The following is a 24,672-nucleotide window of genomic DNA, read 5'->3' on the forward strand; positions in this document are numbered from 1 at the left end:
AGCAGGATAGCTTATCGGTAGCTAACCGTCCCTCCATCCACATGACCAAGCGTTGCACTTATTATCTGAATTCGCGTGTTTCCTGTGGCAGAAAACGCCTGGCAGGGCGATATTGCGATTGTGCTCTCGGTTTCCGGTGAAACGCCACCCACGCTGGAGCTGGCAGCAAAACTCAAAAAATCCGGTTGTGAAATTATCGCTATCACCAGTGATATTCAGTCACCGCTCAGCAATATGGCGGATTTTCAGCTGTGCTACTTTATGAAACAGACGCGCATCGAAGAGATGATCAACATCACCACGCAAATCCCGGTGATTTATATTATCGAGTCACTGAGTAAAGCGGTGATGGAGCACGGTAAAACGGCGTAGCTGGTTACCCGCCTGACCGTTATGACCAGACGGGTTCGCTGTTCGCCTGTGGCGATAACGGATAAGCGCCGGATCAGAGTCCGGCAATTCTGCGTAAATCCGCTTCCGCCCCCGGCGCGACGGCCAGCACCTGCGCCCCCTTCAGGAATCGCTCACCTTCGGTATTGAACGGGTGATACCAGCCACCCGCCTCTTTCACCAGACAGTAACCCGCCAGACAATCCCAGGCATGCATATAAGGCTCGTAGTAGCCGACCACCCGTCCCGCCGCCACCCACGCCAGCATCAGTGCGCCAGAGCCGAGACGGACAAAGTTGCCACCTGCAGCCAGCAGTGAGGCAATAATTTCCCCCACTTTCTCCGGCGAGACATGACTGTTGGCGCCAAAGCCCGTGACATGATTTTGCAGGGTACGGGTCGGGTCCACCTGCAGGCGACGGCCATTCAGCGTTGCCCCCTCCCCCAGCGCCGCAACATAGCACTCCTGGAAACAGGGGGCAAAAATCACCCCAACCACCGGCACACCATCATGCACTACCGCCACCGAGACACACCAGTTCGGCATGCCATTCAGGAACGGGCTGGTGCCATCAATCGGGTCAACCACCCAAGTGTAACCCGAGGTGCCGGGTTGCAGGCCGTACTCTTCACCAAGGAAGCCATCCTGCGGAAACTGTTCGCGGATACGCGCCGCAATCAGCTGCTCCACTTCGCGATCCGCGCGTGACACCACATCCTGTAAATCGTGTTTGGTTTCCACCACCAGGGTTTCACGCTGGTGAAACCAGTTCAGCGCCACCTCGCCACCGGTGCGGGCGACCGCTTCCGCTAACGAGAGTCGCGCCCGCAGATGATGTTGATCAACGTCATTCATAGTCTGTCCTTCCTGTTATGGCTGTTAACCAGCAATCAGCGCAATGCCTTGCGGTTTAAAATCCACCGCCACGGACGCTGATAATGGCAATTGTTGTTCCATCAGTGAGTCGATAATAAACAGTGGCCCCAGCTCGGTGTTAACCTCGTATTCGATGTGATCGCCCAGCCAGGTACTGTGCGTCACTTTCCCCTGTAACGCCCCCTGTCCCTCACCATGCAAGGTGATAAATTGCGGACGCACCGACAGCTGCGCATTGCCAGGTCGCGCCCCTGCCCCCTGTACGCGATAGCGCTGGCTGCCCAGCAGGATTAACGCCTCGCTGCCTTCGACCTGTTCAACCTGACACGGCAGAATATTGGCTTCGCCCATAAAGTCAGCGATAAACACAGAATTTGGCGCGCGATAAAGCGTCTCCGGTGCGCCCTGCTGTGCAATATCCCCTTCTTTCATGACAATTATCTTATCGGATACCGCCAGCGCCTCTTCCTGGTCGTGGGTGACATACACTGCGGTAAAGCCGAGCCGTTGTTGCAGGTCGCGGATATCGCTCCTGACCCGGCGTCGCAGTCGCTCATCAAGGTTAGACAGCGGTTCATCCAGCAGCAGCACCTGCGGCTCCAGCACCAGCGCACGCGCCACGGCGATACGCTGCTGCTGCCCGCCAGACAGCTCAGCGGGCAGACGCTGGCCCTGATTTTCCAGTCCCACCAGCTTCAGCCCTTCGCGGCCGCGATCCTGTGCTTCGCGGCGACTGATACCGGACGCCAGCAGGCCATACATAATGTTGTCCAGCGCACTCATATGCGGGAACAGCGCATAAGACTGAAACACCATCGCCACATCGCGTTCATTGGCAGGCAGCTGGGTGACATCTTTGCCACCAATCAGAATGCGCCCGGCGTCAGGATGTTCCAGTCCGGCCAGCAACCGTAAGGTGGTGGTCTTGCCGCACCCTGATGGCCCCAGCAGGGTGACCAGCGTTCCCGCTTCTACTGTCAGCGACAGATCGGGTAAGGCGGTAAACCCGGTAAACCGTTTCGCGACATGTTCAAACACCACAGATCCTGCATTGACAGAGGTCATACCGCTCGCTCCTGAGTTAATGATGGGGGACTGGCCGCACGGGTTGCGGCACTGACACTGGCGCGACGGCGCAGACGACGTTCACCGACCAGTAACTGGAAGATGGCGATCACCAGCAGCATCACCACAATCAGCACGGACGAGTAGGCAATCGCCACGCCGTATTCGCCATTTTCCACCAGCCCGACGATGTACGATGTCGCCATGTTGTACTGGGCGCTGACCAGAAAGATGACGGCGCTAATCGAGGTAATCGCGCGCACAAAGGCATACACCAGCGCGGCGCTGATCGCCGGTTTCAGCAACGGCAGCACCACCTTGCGCAGCGTGCGGAAGCTGTTAGCGCCAAGCGTCAGCGACGCCTCATCGAGGCTTTTATCCAGCTGATTCATCGCCGCGATGCCACCACGCACGCCCACCGGCATGTTACGGAAAACGAAACAGGCCACCAGAATCAGCGCAGTACCGGTGATTTCCAGCGGCGGCAGGTTGTAGGCCATCACATAGCTGACCCCGATGACCGTACCAGGAATGGCGAAACTCAGCATCAGCATAAATTCGAAGGTCTGCCGGCCAACAAACTTCTGCCGTACGATCAGCCAGGCGGTCAGCAGGCCGACAATCGCCGTCAGTGGCGCGGCAATCAGCGCAATCTCCAGTGTGGTCCAGAATGAGTTCCAGGCGACCCCACTCCACACCAGCTGGCCGTCATTGATGCTGACACGGAAGGCGCGGATATAGTGGTCCAGCGTCAGGGCATCATTCAGTCCCCATGACTGGACAAAACCACCGATCAGAATCATGCCGTAGATCACCAGCGTAAACAGGCCCCACGGGATCACCATGCCATACACGCTGTAACGCAGGGGACGCGGCAGCTGCGCATGCTGCCCGCCATCGCCTTTGCCGGTCACGGTGGCGAAGTTTTTACCCGACAACCACAGCCGCTGCACAATAAATGCCGTCAGGGTGAAACACAGCAGGATCATCGCCAGCACCGCTGCCCGGCTGGGGTCATTCTGCGCTCCCACCACCGAGAAAAAGATCTCGGTCGACAGCACGCCATGACTGCCGCCAAGCACCATCGGATTACCAAAGTCCGCCATGCTTTCGATAAAACTGATCAGAAAAGCGTTAGCCAGTCCCGGCGCCATCAGCGGCAGCGAGACTCGGGAAAAGGTGCGCCAGCGGCTGGCGCGTAGCGTCTGTGATGCCTCTTCCAGCGAAGGACTGACACCTTCCACCACGCCAATCAGCACCAGAAACGCAATCGGTGTGAAAGAGAGCACCTGCGCAATCCAGATCCCGGTCAGCCCATACAGCCAGCGGCCTGGCTCAATGCCAAACAGTGCCGCGAGCTGGGTGGTGACGACGCCCGAACGACCAAACAGCAGAATTAACGCCAGGCCAATAACAAACGGCGGCGTGATAATCGGCAGGATCGTCAGCAGACGCAGCGCTTTTTTGCAGGGAAACGCAGTACGGGTCGCCGCCAGCGCAAACGCCAGTCCCAGCAGCGTTGAGCCGCTGGCAGTCATCAGTGCCAGCATCAGCGTGCGCCAGGCGGTGCCGCAGGTGCCGCCGCTCAGGCATGACAGGCTCCAGATCGCCGGGTCCTGCAGGTTGGTCAGCAGGCCATCAGGCTGAAAGCTGCCATCCACATCCTGCACCGAAACCACAAACAGGCTGAGCACCGGATAGAGCACAAAAGTCCCGACCAGCGCCACCAGCAGCACAATCGATGCCACAACAAACGCATCACCTTTCAGAACGCCGCGTTCTGCCAGCGCAAAAGAGAACAGCAGCAGAAAGGTGGTCAGCAACAGGATCGCGCCTGCGCCCATGGCGGGTTGTCCCTGCGCCAGCGGACCAAACAGGTTTTCCAGCCACAGCCAGTTCCAGCCGCTGTAACCAATCGCATGCCCTTCCAGCAGCAGAAACAGCACACCTGACAGGCTGAACAGCAGTAACAAGCCACTGCGCAACGGACCGGATTTCAGCCCGGTGCAGCCAGCACACGCCAGCCACAACACGGCGGCAATCATCAGCCACGGCTGCTGATAAAACATCACCTGCCACAGCGCAGGAGCGGTGGCAGCATCGGACCATAAAGAGAGCAGCCAGCGACCGCTAAAGAAACCGGCTTCGAGCCCGTACCACGGCAGCAGCGTCAGTGCTGCTGCGCCCGCGACCAGTGCGCCCGTTAAGCGGCGATTATACGCATTCATCAATCACCCCGACCTGAGTGTTCAGGCTGAAGCGGACATCAGGCTTACGCCACCGCCATTCAGCAGTATTGGATCTTCCGACTTACCGCACCACGCTTACTGTGCGCTGGCGCCGATCTCTTTGTCCCAGCGACTCAGCAGCGCTTTGCGTTTTGCCGAATCACCATAGGTTTTGAAGTCGTAATCGATCAGTTTGATATTCTCAAAGCGCGGGGCGTATTCGGAGATCTGCGCGTCGCGGTTCGATGGCAGCTGGAAGGATTTGGCATCTTTCATATGTGACTGTGCGTCAGCACTCAGTGCCCAGTCATACCACACTTTGGCATTCGCCAGATTGCGTGCGCCTTTGACAATCGACATCGAGCCAATCTCATAGCCGGTGCCTTCACAGGGGGCGACCGTCTCAATCGGGAAGCCATCCACCTGCATCGCCACCGCATCGTGCATAAACACAATCCCCACCGTGGTTTCACCACGTGCCGCCGCTTTGACCGGTGCCGAACCGGATTTGGTGTACTGGGAGATATTGCTGTTCAGCCTTTTCAGATAATCGAAAGCCTTGTCTTCGCCCATAATCTGCACCAGCGTTGCCAGTGTGTTATAGGCCGTGCCGGAGGAGTTAGGATTGGCAATCTGAATTTCGCCTTTCAGCGCCGGATGGAGCAAATCCGCCCAGCAGGCTGGCGCTTTCAGTTTTTTTTCTGCCAGTAACTTCGTGTTGTAGCCCCATCCCAGCGCCCCGGCATAAATCCCCACCGTGCGGTAACCGGAAATCTCCGCCTGCTTCTGCGCCCAGTCATGCTGCTGCGTCAGTAACGGTGATTTATACACCTGACTCAGCCCCTCATCTGCCGCCTGCATATGCGGATCGCCGGTGCCTGCCCACCAGATATCGGTACGCGGATTGCGCGCCTCACTGCGGAGTCTGGCATAGGCTTCGCCAGCAGAAAGACGCACCATATTCACTTTGATGTCCGGGTGCGCCTGGCTGAAAATCGTCGTCATCTGTTCACAAACCACCACATCAGCAGAGCAAATCATATTCAGGTTGCCTGCCGCCGAAGCAGCCAGCGGGAGTGTCGTGCAACCGACAGCGATCACAGCGAGCAGTGAGGTGTTACGCATGGTGTTCTCCTTGGTTTGCAGGGTTGCGCTTCTTTGGCGCTTTTTATTGCACGCATGTGCAAAGTAGTAGAGAACCGCAAACAGGCTGTCAATTGACTTGTTAAGCAATTGAGACTCACCGTCACAAAAATGAAACATTTTACGTACAATTTATTTTGCACAGCTTTGCAAAGTAAGGCAGACTCAATACATCTTTTTGCGGGCGGGAAGCGAAGGAATGAGTCATCCGAAAACGGTGGTCAGTGCACAGGATGTGGCGAAACACGCCGGGGTCTCGCGCTCTGCGGTGTCGCGCACGTATACACAGGGCGCCAGTGTCTCGGACACAACCCGCGCCCGGGTACTGAAAGCGGCAGAAGAGCTGGGTTATCACGTCAATCACCTGGCGCGCGGACTGGTGCGTAATCGCAGTGGGATTGTCTGTCTGATTGTCTCCGAAGTAGCCACCCCCTACCGCGCCAGTCTGGTGAGCTGGCTGAGCCAGTTTTTACAGGAAGCGGGCAAAGTGGCGATGCTGATTAATACTGACCGCTCCGACCATAGCGTCTCGCTGGCGCTGCAACAGGCGATTAACTTTCGCGCGGATGCCTCGATTATCCTCTCCGGTATGCCCGACCGGGCGATTACCCGCCTGTGCCACACACATGGACAGCGGCTGGTGCTGATCAATCGCGACGAGTCGCTGCCCGGCTCTCTCAGTATCAATCTCGATTCGCGGGCGGCCGCTGAGATGGCGGTAATGGCGTTCCTGCGTGCAGGATGTCAGCAGTTGGCCTTCGCCAACTCACTGGCCGGTACGCCCAGCCTGATGAAACGTGAAAACGATTTTCTCACCGCCGCCGCAGAGGCCGGACTGCCGGTGATGGTGGAGCGCTTTGGTTCTACGTCCTACGAAAGTGGTCAGATTCTGGCGCACCGTCTGCTGACACGCCACGACCGCCCCGATGCCGTATTCTGTGTGACCGACCTGCTGGCCTGCGGCTTTATGGATGAGGCGCGCCATCGCTTCGCCCTGCGCATCCCGGACGATCTCTGTGTGGTTGGCTACGATAATATCCCGCAGTCTGGCTGGTCATCCTATAACCTGACCACCTTTGCCCAGCCTGCCGAACAGTTTGCCCGTAATGCGGTGCAGTGGCTGGTTAATGAGGAACAGGATGAACGGGGAGAGACACCACGCGCAGAACAGCGCTCTGCCTGTCAGATATATCAGGCGGACGTGGTCTGGCGTGGTTCGGTGCGCGGCGGATAGATCCGCGTTACGCTTCCGGGGTGGCGGCAGTGATAACAGCCTGGGTCGGCTGAGTCTGCTCCTGCGTCTGCTGCGTGTTAGAGGATGTCACTTGCTGTGCCGCTGACGAGGTATCCTGCTGCGGCGTCTGTTGTGCCGTGGACTGCGTCTCCTGCGGCTGCGCGGCAGGCTGTGCTTCCTGTTTTGCTGGCTGCTTCGCCACTGGCGAACTCTTCTGCTCTAAAAACTCCGGCTTACTCTTCGTCACGGTATAGACGACGTGCTTCACACTCTCGCTATCGGTGGTGACTTTCACCGGAGAGATGGTGACACGGCCAATCAGCGAGCGGGCATAACCGCCGATCTCATGTGATCCGGCAGGCACGCTGAGCGTCAGGTTGCCGCCCTTCTCCAGCGCACCGGCATCATTGCCATCAATGGTGACAAACACCGTGGTGCCATCTTCCGTTGGCGCAGGCACATGAGTGACGGTGACCAGGGTATTCCCGGAGGCGAAGTCCGCTACCGGCCCGGTGGGCACAGGTTTGGCACAGCCGGTTAAGGCAAAAACGGCGGCAACAGCAGTCAGAGTGAAACGGTGAATCATTATGCGCGGCTACTCCTTTCAGGTTTTCATCAACTCGCCGCCAGATGATAAAGGATATTCAGTACGAGATGAATGTATCAGAGGGCGAACTCAGAGTTTTCTCTGTTACGCCGCCCTCCTCCACCAGCCCCACGCCGGTTGCGTAATAATGCGCTTTCCACGACGTTTATTGCATTATCTGCAATTTCTCAGCTGATATTGTTCTGTTAATCGCGTTGCGCACCAATTTTCCGCCACAACGATTTATGCCATATTGCTTAAATAGTTACATTTCTGATCGAGGATTAGCATGAGCGTAAGCGAAACAGTGGATAAATATGCAACAACCGTCAATGCCGATGACCGTCACAAGGCGTTTTATGGCGACTGGGAGAACTGGCATCAGCAACACCTGTCCCGGCTGGCTGATCCCTGGGGGTTTTTAGCCATCACCGGCCTGCACTGGCTGGATGAAAAAGCGCAGCGCTTTGCGGGCGTACCCGGCGAGTGGCAGGCGATTAATGGCGAGGTGAAAGTTACGCTCGGCGCAGGCGAAGCATTCTCCTGGCAGGGAGAGGAGATTACCGGTGAGTTCAGTTTTGGTGAATTAGCCGACAACACCTCGGTTTATCCGCAATATGGCAACACGAAACTGGAAGTCGCCAGACGCACAGGACGTTATCTGCTCAGACCGCGTAACCCGGATTACAAGACAGTGAAGCACTTCACTGGTGTACCGGCTTACTATCCTGATCCCGCGTGGCGTGTGGAGGCACAATTTATCGCGTATCCACAAGCCAGAACCGTGACAGTGGGCGCGGTGGTGGCGGGGCTGAAACATGTCTATAGCGCGCCGGGTGATATCGAATTTACCCTGCACGGTAAGACGGTGCGTCTGACCGCTTTCGCCGCTGGTGAGAACCTGCAGTTGCTGTTTACCGATGAAACCTCCGGTCACACCACCTCAGACAAACAGCGTGCTCTGACCATCGCGCCGCCTGATGCGCATGGCCGGGTGGTCCTCGATTTTAACCGCGCCATCAATCTGATGTGCGCCTACACCCCGGCCGCCACCTGCCCGTTGCCGCCGCCGGAAAATCACATTCCGCTGGCGATCGAAGCCGGTGAAAAGCGTTATAGCTGATGGCTGACAGCGGTTAACTGAGCAAAGCGTTTCATCCTGTGGTGATGAAACGCTTTACCGCATGCGCTAAAACACGCTACGGCTGCACGCTGACGATGGCACTAAACAGCGAACGAATCATCTTTTCATTCACCTCATTAGCCCCCTCATCCAGTATCCCGCGCATCAGCCAGGCATCAGTCACCGAGACCGCCGCACGCGCCTGATCGCGACTGAGCCGCAGATACTCCACCAGCAGCGCCTCATGCACATGCAACCAGTGCATGGCGCACGGACGCAGCAACGGACGCGACACCGCCGCGACAAACAGCTCATACTCGGTATCCAGCCGGTTACGCTGCTCCAGCGTCCACAGCACAAAACGGGTCAGCACCTCTTCCGGCGGCTGAAAAGCATTGACGCTCAGCCAGCTGCGCGTGCTGACGGCAAACTCTTCGATCGCCTGCTGCATCACCGCATTGTGCAACTCATCGAGTGTACGGAACTGATAAGTCGTGGTGCCGAGCGACACTCCCGCTTCCTGTGCCACCGCACGATGGGTGCAGGCCTGTAACCCGTCACGGCGGATCACTGCGGCCGCGGCACGGATGATTCTCTCTTGTGTTGCTTCGCTTTTCGACTGCATCAAGGTATCCGGCTCAGATCACTTCATACTCGCCGACACCATCCGGCCACGGCGTCAGCAGATCAAAACCGGTTTCTGTCACGGCAATGGTGTGCTCCCACTGTGCGGAAAGGGAACGGTCTTTGGTCACCACCGTCCAGCCATCGCCGAGAACACTGGTCGCCGCTTTCCCGGCATTGATCATCGGTTCGATGGTAAAAATCATCCCCGCTTCCAGCACCATGCCAGTGCCCGCGGTGCCGTAATGCAGGATCTGCGGGTCGTCATGATAGATACGGCCAATCCCGTGCCCGCAATACTCTCTCACCACCGAGAATCCGGCACCTTCTGCCACATGCTGAATCGCGGCGCCAATATCACCGAGTGTCGACCCGGCGCGCACACTGCGAATGCCAGCCGCCATCGACTGCCAGGTGACATCCACCAGCCGCTTCGCGCGAATCGAAGGCTCACCGACAAAATACATTCGGCTGGTATCGCCGAACCAGCCATCTTTAATAATGGCAACATCAATATTGACGATATCGCCCTCTTTCAGCTTCTTGTCGGCAGGAATACCGTGACACACCACATGGTTGACCGAGGTGCAGACGGTGCGGGTATAACCGTGATAACCAATATTGGCCGGGATCACTTTCAGCCCATGACGATAAAATCATGGCACAGGCGATCAATCTCATCGGTGGTGATACCCGGGCGTACCCACGGCTTAATCATCTCCAGCACTTTTGCCGCATCGTGGCCCGCTGCACGCGCCAGTTCAATCTCTTCCGCATTGTGGATTTTGGTATTATGCATCAGGCTTGTTGCTCCTTTTCTGCCGACAGTGACTTGTCGCGCACCAGTTGACTGATATCGCTATCTCCTTCCAGCTCAGCCAGCACCAGCTTTCTGATCAGTTCCTGATAGGTCAGATGCGGATAGATCTCCGTCAGCATGCCCACTTTCAGCCAGTGTTCCGCCTGAGAGTTGATTGAACGGCTCAGTGCGTTACTGGCGACACGCAGATTTTCATGCATCAGGTCGGAAATTTTAACGATACCCATGGCAATCTCATTTATATACAAAACATATATGAAATATATAATACCATGTTCGTAAAAATCCGCTACCGTTCAGCACGATGATTAGCTTGCCCGGCTCAGACCTTCGCTTAACCGCTGACGGCGGGCCAGCGTAATCGCCGCCAGCAGCAGCATCATCGCCACTTCCAGCATCAGTACGCCCGCCATCGCCAGCGGATAGCCCTGCTCGCCGCCCTGCTGTAAATGCAGGAACAGCGCACCGAACACCGCCGGGCCCAGGCCGAGCGTCGACTGTTGCAGCGTACTTAAAATCGCGCTGCCCGCCCCGGCATCATCAGGCTGGATATCGCGCATACCAACACGGTAGAAACTGTTGACGATCAGCGCCTGACCGTAACCAATCAGCGCCGTTGATGGTGCGATTGCCAGTGCACCTGCGCCGTTCCCCAGCCAGTACAGCGTGATAATCAGTCCCAGCAGGCCGGTTACCTGAACGGCAATCCCGGTCAGCAGAATCCGGCTGGTGCTGTAGCGGGTAATCAGCTTTGGCGCATAACAGGCGGAAATAAAGTAGGCGATACCCAGTGCAATAAAACTGTTGCCGGACTGCCACGGCGCCATTCCCATGCCTGCCTGCAAAGTCAGCGCCATGCAGAACATAAAGCCAGACCAGCAGGTGAAAAACAGAATCGCGATCAGCAGACCGAAACGGATGTTGGTCAGCTGCAGTAAACGTGGTGGCAACAGCGATGGCTGTCCGCGCTGCTGCTGTTTTACTGCTACGCTGCGCATCCAAATCCCCAGCGGGATCACCGCGATCAGCGCCGCACGTAACGGCCACGGCCAGTTCAGCTGCGGTCCCAGCACCAGCGGAAACAGCAGGCAGCACAGGATCAGCGCAAGGATAGCGGTTCCCAGCCAGTCGATACGCACCACGGCGCTGCTGCGCGTTTCCGGCAGATAGCGCTGGCTGAGCAGCAACACCAGCACACAGATCGGCACATTAATAAAAAACGCATTGCGCCAGCCCAGCCCGGCAATATCTGCCGACACCAGCCAGCCGCCGCCCATCTGACCGATAATAAAGGCAATTCCACCAATGCCTCCGTACAGGCTAATCGCACGCGCATGGGCGCGACCTGTCAGGGTGACATGCAACGTGGCGAGGATCTGTGGCACGATCAGTGCTGCGCCAGCGCCCTGCAGGGTTCGTGCGGCCAGTAATTGCCCCACTGAAGCCGAGATACCACACAGCAGCGAGGCCAGACCAAACAGCACGACACCCCACAGCAGCATGCGGCGACGCCCGAGGTTATCGCCCAGTTTGCTGCCCAGTGCCAGGCAAACGGCAAATGCCACGCCATACAGCGCCACGATCAGCTCCAGCCCGGTATGGCTGGCACCCAGCGACTGAGTTAATGAATCCAGCGCGACATTGGTAATTGAGGTATCAATCAGCGGCAGCATTTGGGCGGTTAGCAGTAACACCAGCCCTGTGTTACCGAGTGAAACAGGATGCTTATTCATCAACGACTCCATTGCATCTATCAGCAGGTCGACGTAGCATTCCAGAACATTTAAACGAGTACCAGTTCCTGCTTATACTGGTACTGGCACTACCCCTCCAGGAGTCTGTGATGAGCCTTTTACCGCTGCAGGAGCCGCGTCCTGCTTCACTCGACGACAGCCTCAAAATGCTGGCGGCGTTTCTGCGCACGCGACGGGAAAGTCTCGATCCACAGCGTCTGGGGTTGCCGCGCAGTGGCCGACGCCGTACCCCGGGCTTGCGTCGGGAAGAAGTGGCGTTGCTGGCCGATGTCGGCGTCACCTGGTACACCTGGCTGGAACAGGGGCGGGAAGTGAATCCCTCGGCGGCGGTAATGAGCGCCATCGCGACTGCGTTGCAATGCACCCCGACGGAGACGCGGCATCTGTTTGTGCTGGCAGGACTGCCGCCAGCAGAAGCGCCGCCCGTGGCGGTTTGTGAAGGGCTGAGCCTGGCGTCGCGCCGTTTGCTGGATGCGCTGCTGCCGCATCCCGCCAGTATGCAGAAACCCAATTTCGATATCATTGGTTATAACCAGAGCTTTTGCCGCCTGACCGGTGTCGATCTCGATCAGGTGCCACCGGATGAGCGCAACTGTATTTATCAGTTTCTGACCAATCAACACTGGCGTAACAGCCTCGGCAACCGCGAGTGTATTCTGCCTGTTTTCGTCGCTTATTTTCGGGCGGGCATGGCGGAACATCGCGGCGATCCACGCTGGGAAGCACTGCTGGAGCGCTTTTTCGCGGTTTCGGATGAGTTCAGGTCACACTGGCAGCAGCGTCACGAAGTGCGCGGTATTGAAAACCAGATTAAACAGTTTATTCACCCACAGTTCGGCGCATTCAATATGCAGCAGGTGAACTGGTTCTCAGCGCCGCGTGATGGCGTGCGTTTGCTGGTGTATTTGCCGGTGGATGAGGCAGGAGAAAAGGTGCTGGCGCATTTTGCCCAAGATGCCTGTAAGGGAACGCTCGCTGTCTCAGCCGGGCAGTGACGGCCCCTTCCCCCGCGGCGCGGGGATGGGGGAGCTGCCGACGCCGTGCTACGGGTTCCCCCTCCCTGACCTCCCCCATTTTATGGGGGAGGGAACCAGAGCAGTGACGAATGCAGGGAAAGTGCCTGCCATTACTCCGCGGTGTGGCGCCGGGAAACATACTCCCGCTGCGGTTCACCGACATAAATCTGACGCGGACGATAGATCTTCAGCGGTTCGCTGTACAGCTCATTCCAGTGTGAAATCCAGCCGAGCGTACGTCCCACCGCGGCAACCACCACAAACATCGAGGAAGGCAGTCCCATCGCTTTCAGGATCACCGCCGTATAGAAATCGACACTCGGATACAGGCCGTTATCAATAAAGTAAGCATCACTCAGCGCCACCTCTTCCAGCGCCATCGCCACCTGCAGCAGGCTGTCGGTCATTCCCAGCTCACTGAGTACCGCATGACAGGTTTCGCGCAGCACCGCCGCACGCGGGTCAAGGCTACGGTAGCGCGAGTTACCAAAACCAAGACGGCGCAGCATTTCCGGCTGTGCTTTCGCGCGGCTGAGGAACGCCGGGATCTGCCCGACGGTCTGAATGTCTTCCAGCATGCGCATGCAGGCTTCGTTAGCGCCACCATGTTGTGGCCCCCACAGCGACGCCAGCCCTGCAGCAATACAGGCAAAAGGATTGGCGCCCGATGAACCCGCCACACGCACGGTGGTGGTGGAAGCGCACTGGCCGTGGTCAGCATGCAGCACGAGGATCTGATTCATCGCCTGCTCCAGCACCGGATTCAGCTCATATTTTTCCGCTGGCACGGCAAACAGCATCTGCAGGAAATTACCGGCATAAGAGAGCGAGTTGCGCGGGTAATTCGCCGGTTGTTCGATGGCATATTTATAGCTCATTGCCGCCAGCGTGGGCATTTTCGCCAGCAGATGAATAGCCGCCTGCTCACGGTGCGCCGAATTATTGACATCCAGTTCATCGTGATAGAACGCCGCCAGCGCGCCAGCCATGGCACACATCAGCGCCATCGGATGCGAGTCACGGCGGAAACCGCTGCCCATCCGCGCCATCTGTTCATGGATCAGATTCTGGCTGGTGACCGCGCTACGGAAGGCCTGATACTGCGCTTCCGTCGGCGTTTCGCCATGCAGCAGGATATAGCTGACTTCAAGGAAATCACACTGGCGCGCCAGTTGCTCCACGGGAAAACCGCGATGCAGCAGCACGCTGTTCTCGGTATCGATCCAGGAGATGGCTGACTTACAGCCTGCGGTATGAGTGAAACCGGGGTCAAAACTGCACAGCTGATGCGCGCCGAGGGCAGTGATATCCACCCCACTTCGTCCCAGCGTCCCGGTCAAAAGATCAAGCTGTACGGGTGATTGCCCGTCCAGAGAAAGTGTCGCCTGTTTCGTTGTCATAGATTTGGCCTTCCCGCCAACAGCATAATGGAGCGATAAACCTGAACCGTTTTTCGGCCGTATCAACACCATAGCGATGTTCCGGCCGCTATTCTTTGATGTAAATAAACGATACCGCATCTTCACGCAGAACTGCGGCGACACCACTATACCGCATTCGCCCACGGCATGAATATTTACCTTTCAGTCGCTTAACAGCGATCTTCAGCAGACTGGCGTATCCCGGCCGCGAAATCAACCCGACAAACAGCACGATTTTTGCTGCCGCTATGCAGCTGCCATCATTTTACGCGCGGGAAGCAGTAGCATCGCGGCGCTGAGCAACGTAAATAACGCAATAATCCAGGCCATCGTCCAGGGTGTCCCGTCACTGAACAGTGCCAGCAGCAGCGAAGAGATAATGCCACTGCCATACTGCAGTGAACCAATCAGCGCAGATGCCGCACCGGCAATCGCCGGCACTTCATCCAGCGCGGCGGCAGTGGATGCCGCAGCAACAATGCCATTCATGGCAAAAAAGACAAACACGCACAGCACGGTCAGCAGCAGCCCACCGTCAAGTTTTGCCACCAGCGCCAGCGCTACCGCAGCCATACCGGCAATCCGCGTCGCCACCTTCAGCAGACTGTCCAGCGAATAACGCAGCACCAGTCGCCGGTTAACCACACTCATCGCCATCACACCGAGAATATTGAGCGCAAATAACCCGCCGTAATACTGCGGCTCCACCGCGAAATAACGGATATAGACCAGCGGCGAGCCGGTAATAAAGGCGTAAGCCGAGACATAATAAAATGTCAGACACAGCGTATAGCGCATAAAGGCAGTATTGCTCAGCAAGCGGTAATAACTGACGAATGCACCACGCAGCGACGCTTTTACCCGGCGATCAGGCGGCAGCGTTTCCGGCAGCCAGTACAGCGCAATCAGCATCAATGCGCCCATCGCCGCCAGCAGCCAGAAAATGGTCTGCCACGACGCTACCCGGATCATCTGCCCGCCCACCAGCGGTCCGGCGATAGGTGCAATCGCCATCACCAGTACCAGCGTGGAAAGCATCTGCGCCGCCTGAGTACGGCCATACAGATCCCGGATCATCGCACGCGCCAGCATCGGTCCGGTGCAGGCACCCAGTGCCTGAAATACCCGCCAGAACACAATCTGACTGATATCGCCGGAGAGCGCACAGCCCGCGGAGCCGATGATAAACAGCACCATGCCGATAAATAACGGCGGACGGCGGCCAGAATGGTCGCTAATGGGTCCCCAGATTAACTGGGCAATGGCAAAACCGATTAAAAATCCGGTGACGGTCAGTTCGCTGTCGCCCTGCAGTTCTGCCGACATCACGGGCATCGCAGGCAGATAAATATCAGTGGAAAGTGAGGTGAACGCCATTAAGGCACTCAGGATGAGAATAAACAGCACGCCGTGCGCAGCAGGCTGCGCAGGTACAGTCTGCAGGTGATTGTGAGGCATAGTTTCCCGTAAACGCTGGATAAAAAAGGCTATGTTATGGGAAAAATCAGGCCAGATAATCCGCGTAAAACGGTATGTGGTAATGAACTTTATTCATTAATCCGCGCTGATTATGTTGCGATGCAGCGCGATCATCCTGCTGTACGATTCATGAATACCACTCATTAACTTATGCCGATTACCCCCGCTAATCACCTCCCTGCTGGCGCGCTATGCTGTTGACCACCTTGTTTTTCCCGGAGCAACTCCATGCAAAGCATCCGCTTAAACAATGGCATTGCCATGCCATTACTGGGATTTGGCGTCTATCAGATGACCGACCCCGCCGAATGTGAAACCGCCGTTATCCAGGCCATCGACTGCGGCTACCGCCTGATTGATACCGCCGCTTCCTACCAGAATGAAACGCAGGTGGGGAATGCCCTGCGTCAGAGCGGTGTGGCGCGCGATGAGCTGTTTATCACCAGCAAACTCTGGCTGCAGGACACCAGTTACGCGGGCGCGAAAGCGCAGTTTGAACGCTCGCTGAACCGCCTGCAGCTCGACTACCTCGATCTGTACTTAATCCATCAGCCCTACGGCGATGTGCACGGCGCGTTGCGGGCGATGGCAGAACTGCAGCAGGCAGGAAAAATCCGCGCGATTGGCGTCAGTAACTTCCATCCTGACCGGCTGGCCGACCTGATCGCCTTTAACCGCATTACCCCGGCGGTCAATCAGGTTGAGGTGAATCCATTTAATCAGCAACTGCATGCAGCCGCGTGGATGCGCAGCCGCGGTATACAGCCGGAAGCCTGGGCACCGTTCGCGGAAGGGCGTAACGGCCTGTTTGAACATCCGCTGCTGCTGAAGATCGGTGCCAGCTATGGCAAAAGCGTCGGCCAGGTGGTGCTGCGCTGGCTGTATCAGCGCGGCATCGTCTCGCTGGCCAAAACCGTGCGCCCGGCACGTATGGCAGAGAATCTGGACGTGCTCAGTTTCACCCTCAGTGAAGAGGACATGATGCACATCAGCGCGCTGGATACCGCCACCAGCTCCTTCTTCAGCCACCGCGACCCGGCACGCGTCGAGTGGCTGACACAACGCAAACTGGATGTCTGAACCATCCACTCACCTGTGAGGAACACGACAATGCAAAAACGTCTTCTCGGCCAGTCCGGCCCCGAAGTTTCGGCACTCGGCCTCGGCTGTATGGGGCTGAGCCATGGTTATGGCCCGGCGACCGATCGCCGTGAGGCTATCGCCTTAATCCGCAATGCAGCAGAGCGAGGCGTCACTTTTTTTGATACCGCAGAAGTCTACGGCCCGTATCTGAATGAAGAAGTGGTGGGTGAAGCACTACAACCGCTGCGCGACCAGGTGATCATTGCCACCAAGTTTGGTTTTACCTTTGGCGCAGACAATAAACAGCAAATTCTCAACAGCCGTCCGGAGCATATTCGTACCACCGTTGAAGGTTCACTGCGCCGCCTGAAAACCGACGTCATCGATTTGCTCTACCAGCACCGGGTTGACCCGGCGGTGCCGATTGAAGATGTGGCGGGCACGGTGCGCGATCTGATTGCCGAAGGCAAAGTGAAACATTTTGGTCTGTCGGAAGCGGGGGCGGAAACCATTCGCCGCGCGCATGCGGTGCAACCGGTGGCGGCATTGCAGAGTGAATATTCGCTGTGGTGGCGTGAACCGGAGCAGGAGATCCTGCCGCTGCTGGCGGAGCTGGGGATTGGTTTTGTGCCGTTCAGTCCGCTGGGGAAAGGTTTTCTGACCGGCGCCATCGCGGCGGGCAGCCAGTTTGGCACGGACGATTTCCGCAGCAAAGTGCCCCGCTTTGCCGCCGATGCGCTGGCCGCCAATCAGCAACTCGTGACCCTGCTGCAAAGCATTGCCAAGGAAAAAGGCGTGACAGCGGCGCAAATCGCCCTGGCCTGGCTGCTGGCGCAGCAACCGTGGATTGTGCCGATCCCGGGCACCACGAAGCTGGCGCGCCTGGAAGAAAATCTGGCGGCCACGGAAGTGACCCTCAGTGCGGCAGAACTGCATAATATTCAGCAGACGCTGGAGAGCGTGCGTATCGTCGGCGATCGTTATCCGGCAGAATTGCAGGCGCGAGTCGGCCGCTAACGGCCCCAGCCCTCCTTCTCTGCCTTAGAGAAGGAGGGAGTGACGGACTCAGCCGCCATAGCCCGCCAGCAGCGGCGGTACCGCCGGCACTTCCGGCGCATTATCGATATCCTGCTGCGTCATGCGAAACGCTTCAGGGTAGTGCTCACGGCTGGTGCGGCGCAGCGGTTCAGTATTGCGCCAGGTATACAGGCAGTGCTGACACTGAAACACCGTCCAGACACCTTTCACCGGCGAGGTCGCCATTACGTCAATATGTTCATCGGCACAACGTGGACAAATCATGCTCTTCTCCTTATTTACGCGTCGCCAGCATGGCGGTCAGTTTTTCCACCCAAATCGCGGTTTCCGGCAGGTCTTTCACCGGCTGGCTGTAGTGGCCGCGGTTATCCGGCGACACCGGGGTGGTGGCGTCAATAATCAGCTTGTCGGTAATCCCCGCCGGGCTGGAGCCAGGGTCGAGTTCCAGCACCGACATATTCGGTAACTGCACCAGATCCCCCGCCGCATTCACTTTCGACGACAGCGCCCACATCACCTGTGGCAGATCGAACGGGTCAACATCTTCATCCACCATAATCACCATCTTCACATAGCCGAGACCGTGTGGCGTGGTCATTGCCCGCAGTCCCACCGCGCGGGCAAAACCGCCGTAACGTTTTTTGGTGGAGATAATCGCCAGCAAACCATGGGTATACATGGCATTTACCGCCTGCACTTCCGGGAATTCGGCTTTCAGTTGCTGATACAGCGGCACGCAGGTGGCAGGCCCAATCAGGTAATCAATTTCTGTCCACGGCATGCCGAGATACAGTGATTCAAAAATCGGTTTGCTGCGCCATGACACCTTATCAATGCGCACCACCGTCATATTGCGTCCGCCGGAATAGTGGCCGGTGAACTCGCCAAACGGCCCTTCGATTTCGCGTTTGCGACCTTCGATCACCCCTTCGAGAATCACTTCCGAGCCCCACGGCACATCAAGACCAGTCAGCGGCGCGGTGGCAATCGGATAAGGCGACTCACGCAGCGCCCCTGCCATTTCATATTCCGACTGATCATATTTCAGCGGCGTCGCGCCCATCAGGGTAATAATCGGGTCATTACCTAGCGTGATGGCGATGGGCAGATCCTCGCCACGCTCTTCCGCTTTATGCAGATGCAGCGCGATATCGTGCATCGGCACCGGTTGCAGGCCAAGCTTGCGCTTACCCTTCACTTCCATGCGATAGATCCCGACGTTTTGCTTACCGAAATGCTGCGGATCAAGCGGGTCACGCGACACCACGCAGGCTTTATCGAGAATGAAGCCACCATCGCCATCATTCAGGCGGAACAGCGGCAGAATATCGAACAGGTTAATCTCCTCGCCATTCGCCTCGTTCTGCGCCCAGGGCGGACTGGCACGACGTTCCGGCGCGACGGGAAAGGTATCCCAGCGGCGAATAAACTCGTCAATCTGCTGTTTCACCGGCGTGTTCGCCGGCAGTCCCAGCGAAATCGCATGGTTCTGCCAGGAGCCGATGGTATTCATCACCACATGCGCGTGGTCAAAACCGCGAATGCGGCGAAATGAGATGGCGGGCGCGCCTTCACCAATGCGTCCGGTGGCGTTGGCGGCGGCGGCAATATCCGGTTCCGCATTCACCTCTTCTTCAATTTCCAGCAGTTGCCCCTGCTCATTCAGCGCCTGTAAAAAACTGCGCAAATCATCAAAAGCCATGATGGCTCCTCCTTATTTTCTGTCAGTCGTGGACATATCTTATTTTGTTCTTATACGAACCATTTACTTACCATAGCGCTGTGATGGCAGACAGACAAGAGACGGCGGGGAAAAATATTCTTATACGAACAATTAACGCCACAATACTGCGCCAGAGCCTGTGCAAAATCAGCAGGATACAGCTGCCGCCAGGCTTGCTAAAATAATCCTGACTGTTTCCTGAACCGGGCTAAACCGATGACCAAATCCCTTGCCAGCGTGCCTTTCCACCTGATGCGTCAGCTGTTTCAGGAGCATACTGCCGCCTGGCAGCAGGCGCTGCCTGAGCTGACCAAGCAGCAATTTTCCGTCCTTTGCGCCGTGGCGGCGCAGCCAGGTATTGAGCAGGTGGATCTGATCGATGCGGCACTCAGCACCAAGGCCACGCTGGCGGAAATGCTGATGCGCATGGAAAAGAAAGGTCTGGTGCGTCGCCAGCAGGGTGAGCAGGATCGCCGTCGCCGCTTTATTTTCCTGACCGCGCTGGGGGAAACCACGCTGCAGCAGGCCACGCCCCTTGCCAGCGCGGTGGATAATGCATTTCTGTCGCGGCTGGCATCAGCAGAACAGCAACAGCTGATCGCCCTGCTACAGCAAATGGTCGGTGACAGCCATTACGGTGAGGAAAAATAGAAGCTTGTCTCACAGGCTCAGTATGTTAGGGTATAAACAGTTCACAATTTGATAACCAGGAAGAATAAAGGCGCGTCTCACGCCGTTACACCGCGCGACGAGGCAGTGATAAGCCATAACTAACCGCATGACGATCGTAAATCATCAGCAGTTCCCGCAGAACAACCCCATCCCTGCATTCAGGGCAACCCCACTGATCGCTCAGGCCACCGATGACGTGCTGTGCGCAGTATTGACTTTCCCCACCCTTCTTCATTTCCCCTTGCATCAATTCGGGAATATTCCTGCCATTTCTGGCTTCACTTGTAAAAAACAATAAGGCTTAAATTATGCCCAACACAGGAATCACCGCTATTGCCCTTGCCACACTCTTCGCCAGCCCGACACTGTTCGCCGCCGATTTACCCGGCAAAGGTGTCACGGTCTATCCGTTTCAAAGTACGCTGCCGGAAGAGGCCTTTCAGACCGAACTGGTAAACCGCGCGCTGGTCAAACTGGGCTATGACGTCCAGCCGATCAAAGAAGTGGAGTACAACGTCGCCTATACCGCCATTGCTGCCGGTGACGCCACCTATATGGCGGTAAACTGGGAACCACTGCAGACCGATATGTATAACGCAGCCGGTGGCGAGAAAAAATTCTATCGTGAAGGCGTCTATATCAGCGGTGCTGCTCAGGGCTATCTGATTGATAAAAAGACCGCCGATAAGTATCACATCACTGATATTTCCCAGCTGAAAGATCCGAAACTGGCGAAGCTGTTCGATGCTGATGGTGATGGCAAAGCCGACCTGGCAGGCTGCAATCCGGGCTGGGTGTGTGGTTCAGTGATCGATACGCAAATCAACGCCTATGGTCTGAGCAATACCGTGGCGCAGAACAGCGGTAACTACTCCGCCATTATTGCTGACACCCTGAGCCGTTATAAAGCCGGCCAGCCGGTGCTCTACTTTACCTGGACGCCATACTGGGTCAGTGATGTGCTGAAACCAGGCAAAGATGTGGTGTGGCTGACGGTGCCGTTCTCGGCCAATCCGGGCTCGCAAAAAGATGTCGATACCCGTCTATCCAACGGCAAAAACTACGGCTTTAAAGCGAATAACGAACGTGTGGTTGCCAACAAGCAGTGGGCCGCACAAAACCCTGCCGCCGCGAAGCTGTTTTCCATTGTGAAGCTGCCGCTGGCGGATGTGAATGCGCAGAATCAGCGTATGCATGCCGGTGAATCTTCCGCTGAGGACATTCAGCGGCATGTGGATGGCTGGATCAAGGCGCATCAGGCCACCTTTGATGGCTGGGTAAAACAGGCTGCCGCAGCCGCGCAGTAAGTCACGCTGCCGCTCACCCGTTACCGCTGACGCGGACGATCATGGCCCGCCAGCATGCGGGCCATTTCTTTGCCGTGGGCAATCCGGCCCACTGTGTGGATAATGGGTGAGCTGCCCGATGATCCGCGACACTCATCGCCGTTAGCACACTGAACCGCAGCGGCTGATACAGCGGTTGTGGTTTAACGCCACCACGGAGAACCATCAATAAGGACGCCCCATGACTCTGACGGAAATCGCTGAATTCCTTACTGCCTGCCGCGCAGCAGAACTCTCCTTCCCTTTTGGCCCGCAGGCACAGGTGTATAAAGTGCGGGGAAAAATGTTTGCCACGCTGTCACAGCGGGAGGCGCAGACATTGCTGACGCTGAAAGCCACGCCAGCGGATGTCACGCTGCTGGTCGATGAATTCGCCGCGATCGTGCCGGGTTACTACATGAATAAACAACACTGGATCTCTGTCGACCTGAATGGCGATATCAGTGACGCCATGCTGGTGGATCTGATGACCACGTCATACCAGCTGGTAGTGGCGACACTGAAAAAATCCGATCGTGAGCAGTTAGCGCGTTAAGCCCACCAGTGAATCGCGGCTAATGTCGGCGATGGATTTCGCGCCTGTCAGCGTCATCGCCACCCGCATCTCTGTCTCAAAAAGTTCCAGCAGGTTCACCACACCGGCTTCGCCCGCCGCGGCCAGCGCATAGACAAAAGCCCGCCCCAGCATCACGCTGTCTGCGCCCAGCGCCAGCATGCGCACCACATCCAGCCCGGTTCGAATACCGGAATCGGCAAGAATGGTGATATCACCTTTCACCGCATCAGCAATCGCCGGTAACGCGCGTGCGGTGGAGAGTACGCCGTCCAGCTGACGCCCGCCGTGGCTCGAAACCACAATACCGTCTGCGCCAAACTTCACCGCATCGCGCGCATCATCGGCATCCAGAATGCCCTTGATAATCATTGGTCCCTGCCAGAACTCACGAATCCATTCCAGGTCCTGCCAGGAAATCGACGGATCGAAGTTGGCACCCAGCCAGCCGATATAATCTTCCAGCGTGGTGGGTTGACCGCGATACGCGGAGACATTGCCGAGATCGTGCGGCTTGCCGTGCACACCGACATCCCACGCCCACTGCGGATGCAGCGCGGCCTGCACATCCGCCGCTGCGCAGCATACGGGCCACTCATCCCGGAATGAGCATCGCGGTAACGTGCTCCCGGCACCGGCATATCGACGGTAAACACCAGCGTTTTCACGCCTGCTGCCTGCGCGCGCTCCAGCGCATTGCGCATAAAGCCGCGATCTTTCAGTACGTACAGCTGGAACCACATCGGCCGGTTAATCGCGGGTGCCACCTCTTCTATCGGGCACACTGAGACTGTCGACAGCGTAAAGGGAATGCCTTTCTTTGCCGCCGCACGCGAGGCCTGCACTTCACCACGCCGGGCATACATGCCGGTCAGGCCTACCGGCGCCAGCACCAGTGGCAGCGCCAGTTTTTCGTCAAACAGGGTGGTTTCCAGACTCAGTGCCGACATATTTTTCAGCACCCGCTGGCGCAAAGCGATATCCGCCAGGTCAGCCGTATTACGGTGCAGAGTATGTTCGTTGTAAGCACCACCATCGATATAGTCGAACAGGAAAGGCGGCAGGCGGCGTCGGGCAGCCGCACGATAATCCGTGGATGCGGAGATAATCATCAGTCCCTCTTTTGATTTGCAGGCGTAGCGGTACGTTGTCGTGAGTATGGCGCTATCTCAGCAAAATCTCCGCTGCGTGACCTTTGTCTGGTTGCCATTTTTAACGCGTGCCTGTCTATTTCTGACGCCCTCGCGGCTGAGGAAAGGCCGGTACTGAGTCAGGTGTTCCCTCCCCCATTACATGGGGGAAGGAGCAATAGTCAGGTCGCTTTACGCGCGACCAGTGCCACCAGCAACAGCAGCACGGCCACCAGCAGGAATGCCATCGGCAGCGAGCTTAACTGGGCGACAAAACCGATACTGGCCGGACCGGCCAGAATACCGAGATAGCCCATAGTGGTCACGGCGGGCACCGCCACCGCCTGCGGCATGCTGGTCTGGCGACCAATCGCAGAAAACATCACCGGCACAATATTGGCACAGCCGATACCAATCAGCGCATAGCCGCACAGTGAGAACAGCCAGTGCGGAACAAAAACTGACAGACAGAAACCCGCAATTGCTGTCAGCGCCCCCACCACTACCACCGGATACGCGCCAAAATACGCGACAATACGGTCGCCGGTTAAGCGGCCAAGCGTCATCGTGGCGGCAAAACAGGCAAACCCCAGTCCGCCGGACGATTCTGGTAAATCACGATACTGGGTCAAAAATACTGCACTCCAGTCCAGTACCGCGCCTTCGGCCAAGAAACTGACAAAACATACGGCGCCGAGCAGGAACACCGCGCCGCGCGAGAAGGCAAATGCCGGGCCGGAAGAGGGATTGGCATAGCTGAGTAAACCGCTATAGCACAGCACTAACATTACCAGCACGCTTCCTGACACGACCATACTGGCCAGCAGCGGCGACATCCCCAGCATCATCAGCACGCTCATCACGCCCGCGCCAGCAATCCCTCCGACGCTGTAGAAGCCATGGAAGCCGGACATCACCGGCCGGTCTGCAGCTTTTTCGACAATGATCGCCTGTACATTCATCGCGCAGTCGGTAATGCCAACGCCGACGCCAAACACCAGTAACGCCAGTGCCAGCCAGAGACTGCTGTCGACGACCGACAGCAGCGGCAGCATCATGCTGAACAGCAGCACGGTAACGATCAGCACCGCACGACAGCCAAAGCGTGTGGTCAGCGGCCCGGTGAGCGGCATTGCAACCAGCGCACCGCCACCGAGACACAGCAGCAACAGCCCCAGCTCAGCATCACTGACGCCAGTGTTCAGACGGGCGAAAGGCACCAGTGCCGCCCAGGCGGCGGTGGCGAAACCCGCCATAAAAAACATCAGTCGCGTCGCGACCTGTTCACGTTTCGCCGGCACAAATGCCGGTGCATCCGCCGTAAGGGTGCGGGTAAAATCTGGCATAACGTTCTGTTTCCCTGATGA

General features: G+C 57.3%; 23 protein-coding genes and 2 pseudogenes. 10 read left to right on the forward strand and 15 right to left on the reverse strand.

What is annotated here, in order from left to right:
* Positions 1-84: 84 nt before the first annotated feature.
* Positions 85-372: an SIS domain-containing protein gene (locus ACSZO1_RS10910; RefSeq protein WP_437612406.1), complete on the forward strand. Its 288-nt coding sequence runs from the start codon at positions 85-87 to the stop codon at positions 370-372.
* 73 nt (positions 373-445) lie between these two features.
* On the opposite strand, the gene ACSZO1_RS10915 is transcribed toward ACSZO1_RS10910, so the two are convergent.
* From ACSZO1_RS10915 to ACSZO1_RS10930, 4 genes are all read right to left on the reverse strand, one after another.
* Positions 446-1,246: an inositol monophosphatase family protein gene (locus ACSZO1_RS10915; RefSeq protein WP_437612408.1), complete on the reverse strand. Its 801-nt coding sequence runs from the start codon at positions 1,244-1,246 to the stop codon at positions 446-448.
* Positions 1,247-1,270: 24 nt separating this feature from the next.
* Entirely contained in the window at positions 1,271-2,332 is a 1,062-nt protein-coding gene (locus tag ACSZO1_RS10920) for an ABC transporter ATP-binding protein (protein ID WP_437612410.1), read from the reverse strand.
* Entirely contained in the window at positions 2,329-4,560 is a 2,232-nt protein-coding gene (locus ACSZO1_RS10925; RefSeq protein WP_437612412.1) for an ABC transporter permease, read from the reverse strand. Before ACSZO1_RS10925 ends, ACSZO1_RS10920 begins: the two co-directional genes overlap by 4 nt.
* 96 nt (positions 4,561-4,656) lie before the next feature.
* Complete coding sequence (locus ACSZO1_RS10930) at positions 4,657-5,685, reverse strand: ABC transporter substrate-binding protein (RefSeq protein ID WP_437612414.1); 1,029 nt, start codon at positions 5,683-5,685, stop codon at positions 4,657-4,659.
* A gap of 217 nt (positions 5,686-5,902) precedes the next feature.
* On the opposite strand from ACSZO1_RS10930, the gene ACSZO1_RS10935 reads away from it, so the two are divergent.
* Entirely contained in the window at positions 5,903-6,937 is a 1,035-nt protein-coding gene (locus ACSZO1_RS10935) for a LacI family DNA-binding transcriptional regulator (protein ID WP_437612416.1), read from the forward strand.
* 7 nt (positions 6,938-6,944) lie between these two features.
* On the opposite strand, the gene ACSZO1_RS10940 is transcribed toward ACSZO1_RS10935, so the two are convergent.
* The gene (locus ACSZO1_RS10940) at positions 6,945-7,523 is read right to left on the reverse strand and encodes a hypothetical protein (protein WP_437612418.1); all 579 of its coding nucleotides are present in this window, start codon (positions 7,521-7,523) and stop codon (positions 6,945-6,947) included.
* Positions 7,524-7,812: 289 nt separating this feature from the next.
* Between ACSZO1_RS10940 and ACSZO1_RS10945 the strand changes: the two genes are divergently transcribed.
* Entirely contained in the window at positions 7,813-8,646 is an 834-nt protein-coding gene (locus ACSZO1_RS10945) for a DUF1684 domain-containing protein (RefSeq protein WP_437612420.1), read from the forward strand.
* 76 nt (positions 8,647-8,722) lie between these two features.
* On the opposite strand, the gene ACSZO1_RS10950 is transcribed toward ACSZO1_RS10945, so the two are convergent.
* From ACSZO1_RS10950 to ACSZO1_RS10965, 4 genes and pseudogenes are all read right to left on the reverse strand, one after another.
* Positions 8,723-9,271: a TetR/AcrR family transcriptional regulator gene (locus tag ACSZO1_RS10950; protein WP_437612422.1), complete on the reverse strand. Its 549-nt coding sequence runs from the start codon at positions 9,269-9,271 to the stop codon at positions 8,723-8,725.
* A gap of 13 nt (positions 9,272-9,284) precedes the next feature.
* Positions 9,285-10,069: pseudogene (gene map / locus ACSZO1_RS10955) on the reverse strand (type I methionyl aminopeptidase).
* The gene (locus ACSZO1_RS10960) at positions 10,069-10,317 is read right to left on the reverse strand and encodes a ParD-like family protein (RefSeq protein ID WP_437612424.1); all 249 of its coding nucleotides are present in this window, start codon (positions 10,315-10,317) and stop codon (positions 10,069-10,071) included. The pseudogene map and the gene ACSZO1_RS10960 overlap by 1 nt, the downstream one beginning before the upstream one ends.
* Positions 10,318-10,398: 81 nt before the next feature.
* On the reverse strand, positions 10,399-11,823 hold the full coding sequence (locus ACSZO1_RS10965) for an MFS transporter (RefSeq protein ID WP_437612426.1): 1,425 nt from the start codon (positions 11,821-11,823) through the stop codon (positions 10,399-10,401).
* 110 nt (positions 11,824-11,933) lie between these two features.
* Between ACSZO1_RS10965 and ACSZO1_RS10970 the strand changes: the two genes are divergently transcribed.
* Positions 11,934-12,839 carry a helix-turn-helix transcriptional regulator gene (locus tag ACSZO1_RS10970; protein ID WP_437612428.1) on the forward strand — a complete coding sequence of 302 codons (906 nt, stop codon included), beginning with the start codon at positions 11,934-11,936 and terminating at the stop codon, positions 12,837-12,839.
* A 131-nt stretch (positions 12,840-12,970) separates the two neighbouring features.
* Here ACSZO1_RS10970 and ACSZO1_RS10975 read toward each other — a convergent pair whose 3' ends face one another.
* Together ACSZO1_RS10975 and ACSZO1_RS10980 are read right to left on the reverse strand one after the other, a co-directional pair.
* Complete coding sequence (locus ACSZO1_RS10975; RefSeq protein WP_437612430.1) at positions 12,971-14,260, reverse strand: citrate synthase; 1,290 nt, start codon at positions 14,258-14,260, stop codon at positions 12,971-12,973.
* Positions 14,261-14,527: 267 nt separating this feature from the next.
* Complete coding sequence (locus ACSZO1_RS10980; protein WP_437612432.1) at positions 14,528-15,739, reverse strand: multidrug effflux MFS transporter; 1,212 nt, start codon at positions 15,737-15,739, stop codon at positions 14,528-14,530.
* Positions 15,740-15,988: 249 nt separating this feature from the next.
* Between ACSZO1_RS10980 and ACSZO1_RS10985 the strand changes: the two genes are divergently transcribed.
* Positions 15,989-16,840, forward strand: coding sequence for an aldo/keto reductase (locus ACSZO1_RS10985; RefSeq protein WP_437612434.1), 852 nt, complete (start codon positions 15,989-15,991; stop codon positions 16,838-16,840).
* A 30-nt stretch (positions 16,841-16,870) separates the two neighbouring features.
* A complete protein-coding gene (locus ACSZO1_RS10990) occupies positions 16,871-17,860 on the forward strand; it encodes an aldo/keto reductase (protein ID WP_437612436.1) in 990 nt (329 codons plus the stop codon).
* 48 nt (positions 17,861-17,908) lie between these two features.
* Here the strand turns inward: ACSZO1_RS10990 and ACSZO1_RS10995 are convergent, their stop codons facing one another.
* Both ACSZO1_RS10995 and ACSZO1_RS11000 read right to left on the reverse strand, forming a co-directional pair.
* Positions 17,909-18,145: a non-oxidative hydroxyarylic acid decarboxylases subunit D gene (locus ACSZO1_RS10995; RefSeq protein ID WP_437612438.1), complete on the reverse strand. Its 237-nt coding sequence runs from the start codon at positions 18,143-18,145 to the stop codon at positions 17,909-17,911.
* A gap of 10 nt (positions 18,146-18,155) precedes the next feature.
* Positions 18,156-19,583, reverse strand: coding sequence for a non-oxidative hydroxyarylic acid decarboxylases subunit C (locus ACSZO1_RS11000; RefSeq protein WP_437612440.1), 1,428 nt, complete (start codon positions 19,581-19,583; stop codon positions 18,156-18,158).
* A gap of 237 nt (positions 19,584-19,820) precedes the next feature.
* Here ACSZO1_RS11000 and ACSZO1_RS11005 point away from each other — a divergent pair, with 237 nt between their 5' ends.
* The 4 genes from ACSZO1_RS11005 (at position 19,821) to ACSZO1_RS11020 (ending at position 22,157) form a co-directional block, all read left to right on the forward strand.
* Positions 19,821-20,255, forward strand: a complete 435-nt coding sequence (locus ACSZO1_RS11005) for a MarR family winged helix-turn-helix transcriptional regulator (protein WP_437612442.1) — start codon at positions 19,821-19,823, stop codon at positions 20,253-20,255.
* A 127-nt stretch (positions 20,256-20,382) separates the two neighbouring features.
* The gene (locus tag ACSZO1_RS11010; protein WP_437612443.1) at positions 20,383-20,574 is read left to right on the forward strand and encodes a hypothetical protein; all 192 of its coding nucleotides are present in this window, start codon (positions 20,383-20,385) and stop codon (positions 20,572-20,574) included.
* A 10-nt stretch (positions 20,575-20,584) separates the two neighbouring features.
* Positions 20,585-21,583, forward strand: a complete 999-nt coding sequence (gene proX / locus ACSZO1_RS11015) for a glycine betaine/L-proline ABC transporter substrate-binding protein ProX (RefSeq protein ID WP_437612445.1) — start codon at positions 20,585-20,587, stop codon at positions 21,581-21,583.
* A gap of 220 nt (positions 21,584-21,803) precedes the next feature.
* Complete coding sequence (locus tag ACSZO1_RS11020) at positions 21,804-22,157, forward strand: MmcQ/YjbR family DNA-binding protein (RefSeq protein ID WP_437612447.1); 354 nt, start codon at positions 21,804-21,806, stop codon at positions 22,155-22,157.
* Here the strand turns inward: ACSZO1_RS11020 and lldD are convergent.
* A pseudogene (gene lldD / locus ACSZO1_RS11025) lies at positions 22,146-23,287 on the reverse strand (FMN-dependent L-lactate dehydrogenase LldD). The gene ACSZO1_RS11020 and the pseudogene lldD overlap by 12 nt on opposite strands.
* A 200-nt stretch (positions 23,288-23,487) precedes the next feature.
* Positions 23,488-24,651, reverse strand: coding sequence for an MFS transporter (locus ACSZO1_RS11030; protein WP_437612449.1), 1,164 nt, complete (start codon positions 24,649-24,651; stop codon positions 23,488-23,490).
* Positions 24,652-24,672: the final 21 nt, after the last annotated feature.

This window comes from Erwinia sp. V71, from assembly GCF_965644245.1.
Classification (GTDB): Bacteria; Pseudomonadota; Gammaproteobacteria; order Enterobacterales; family Enterobacteriaceae; genus Erwinia.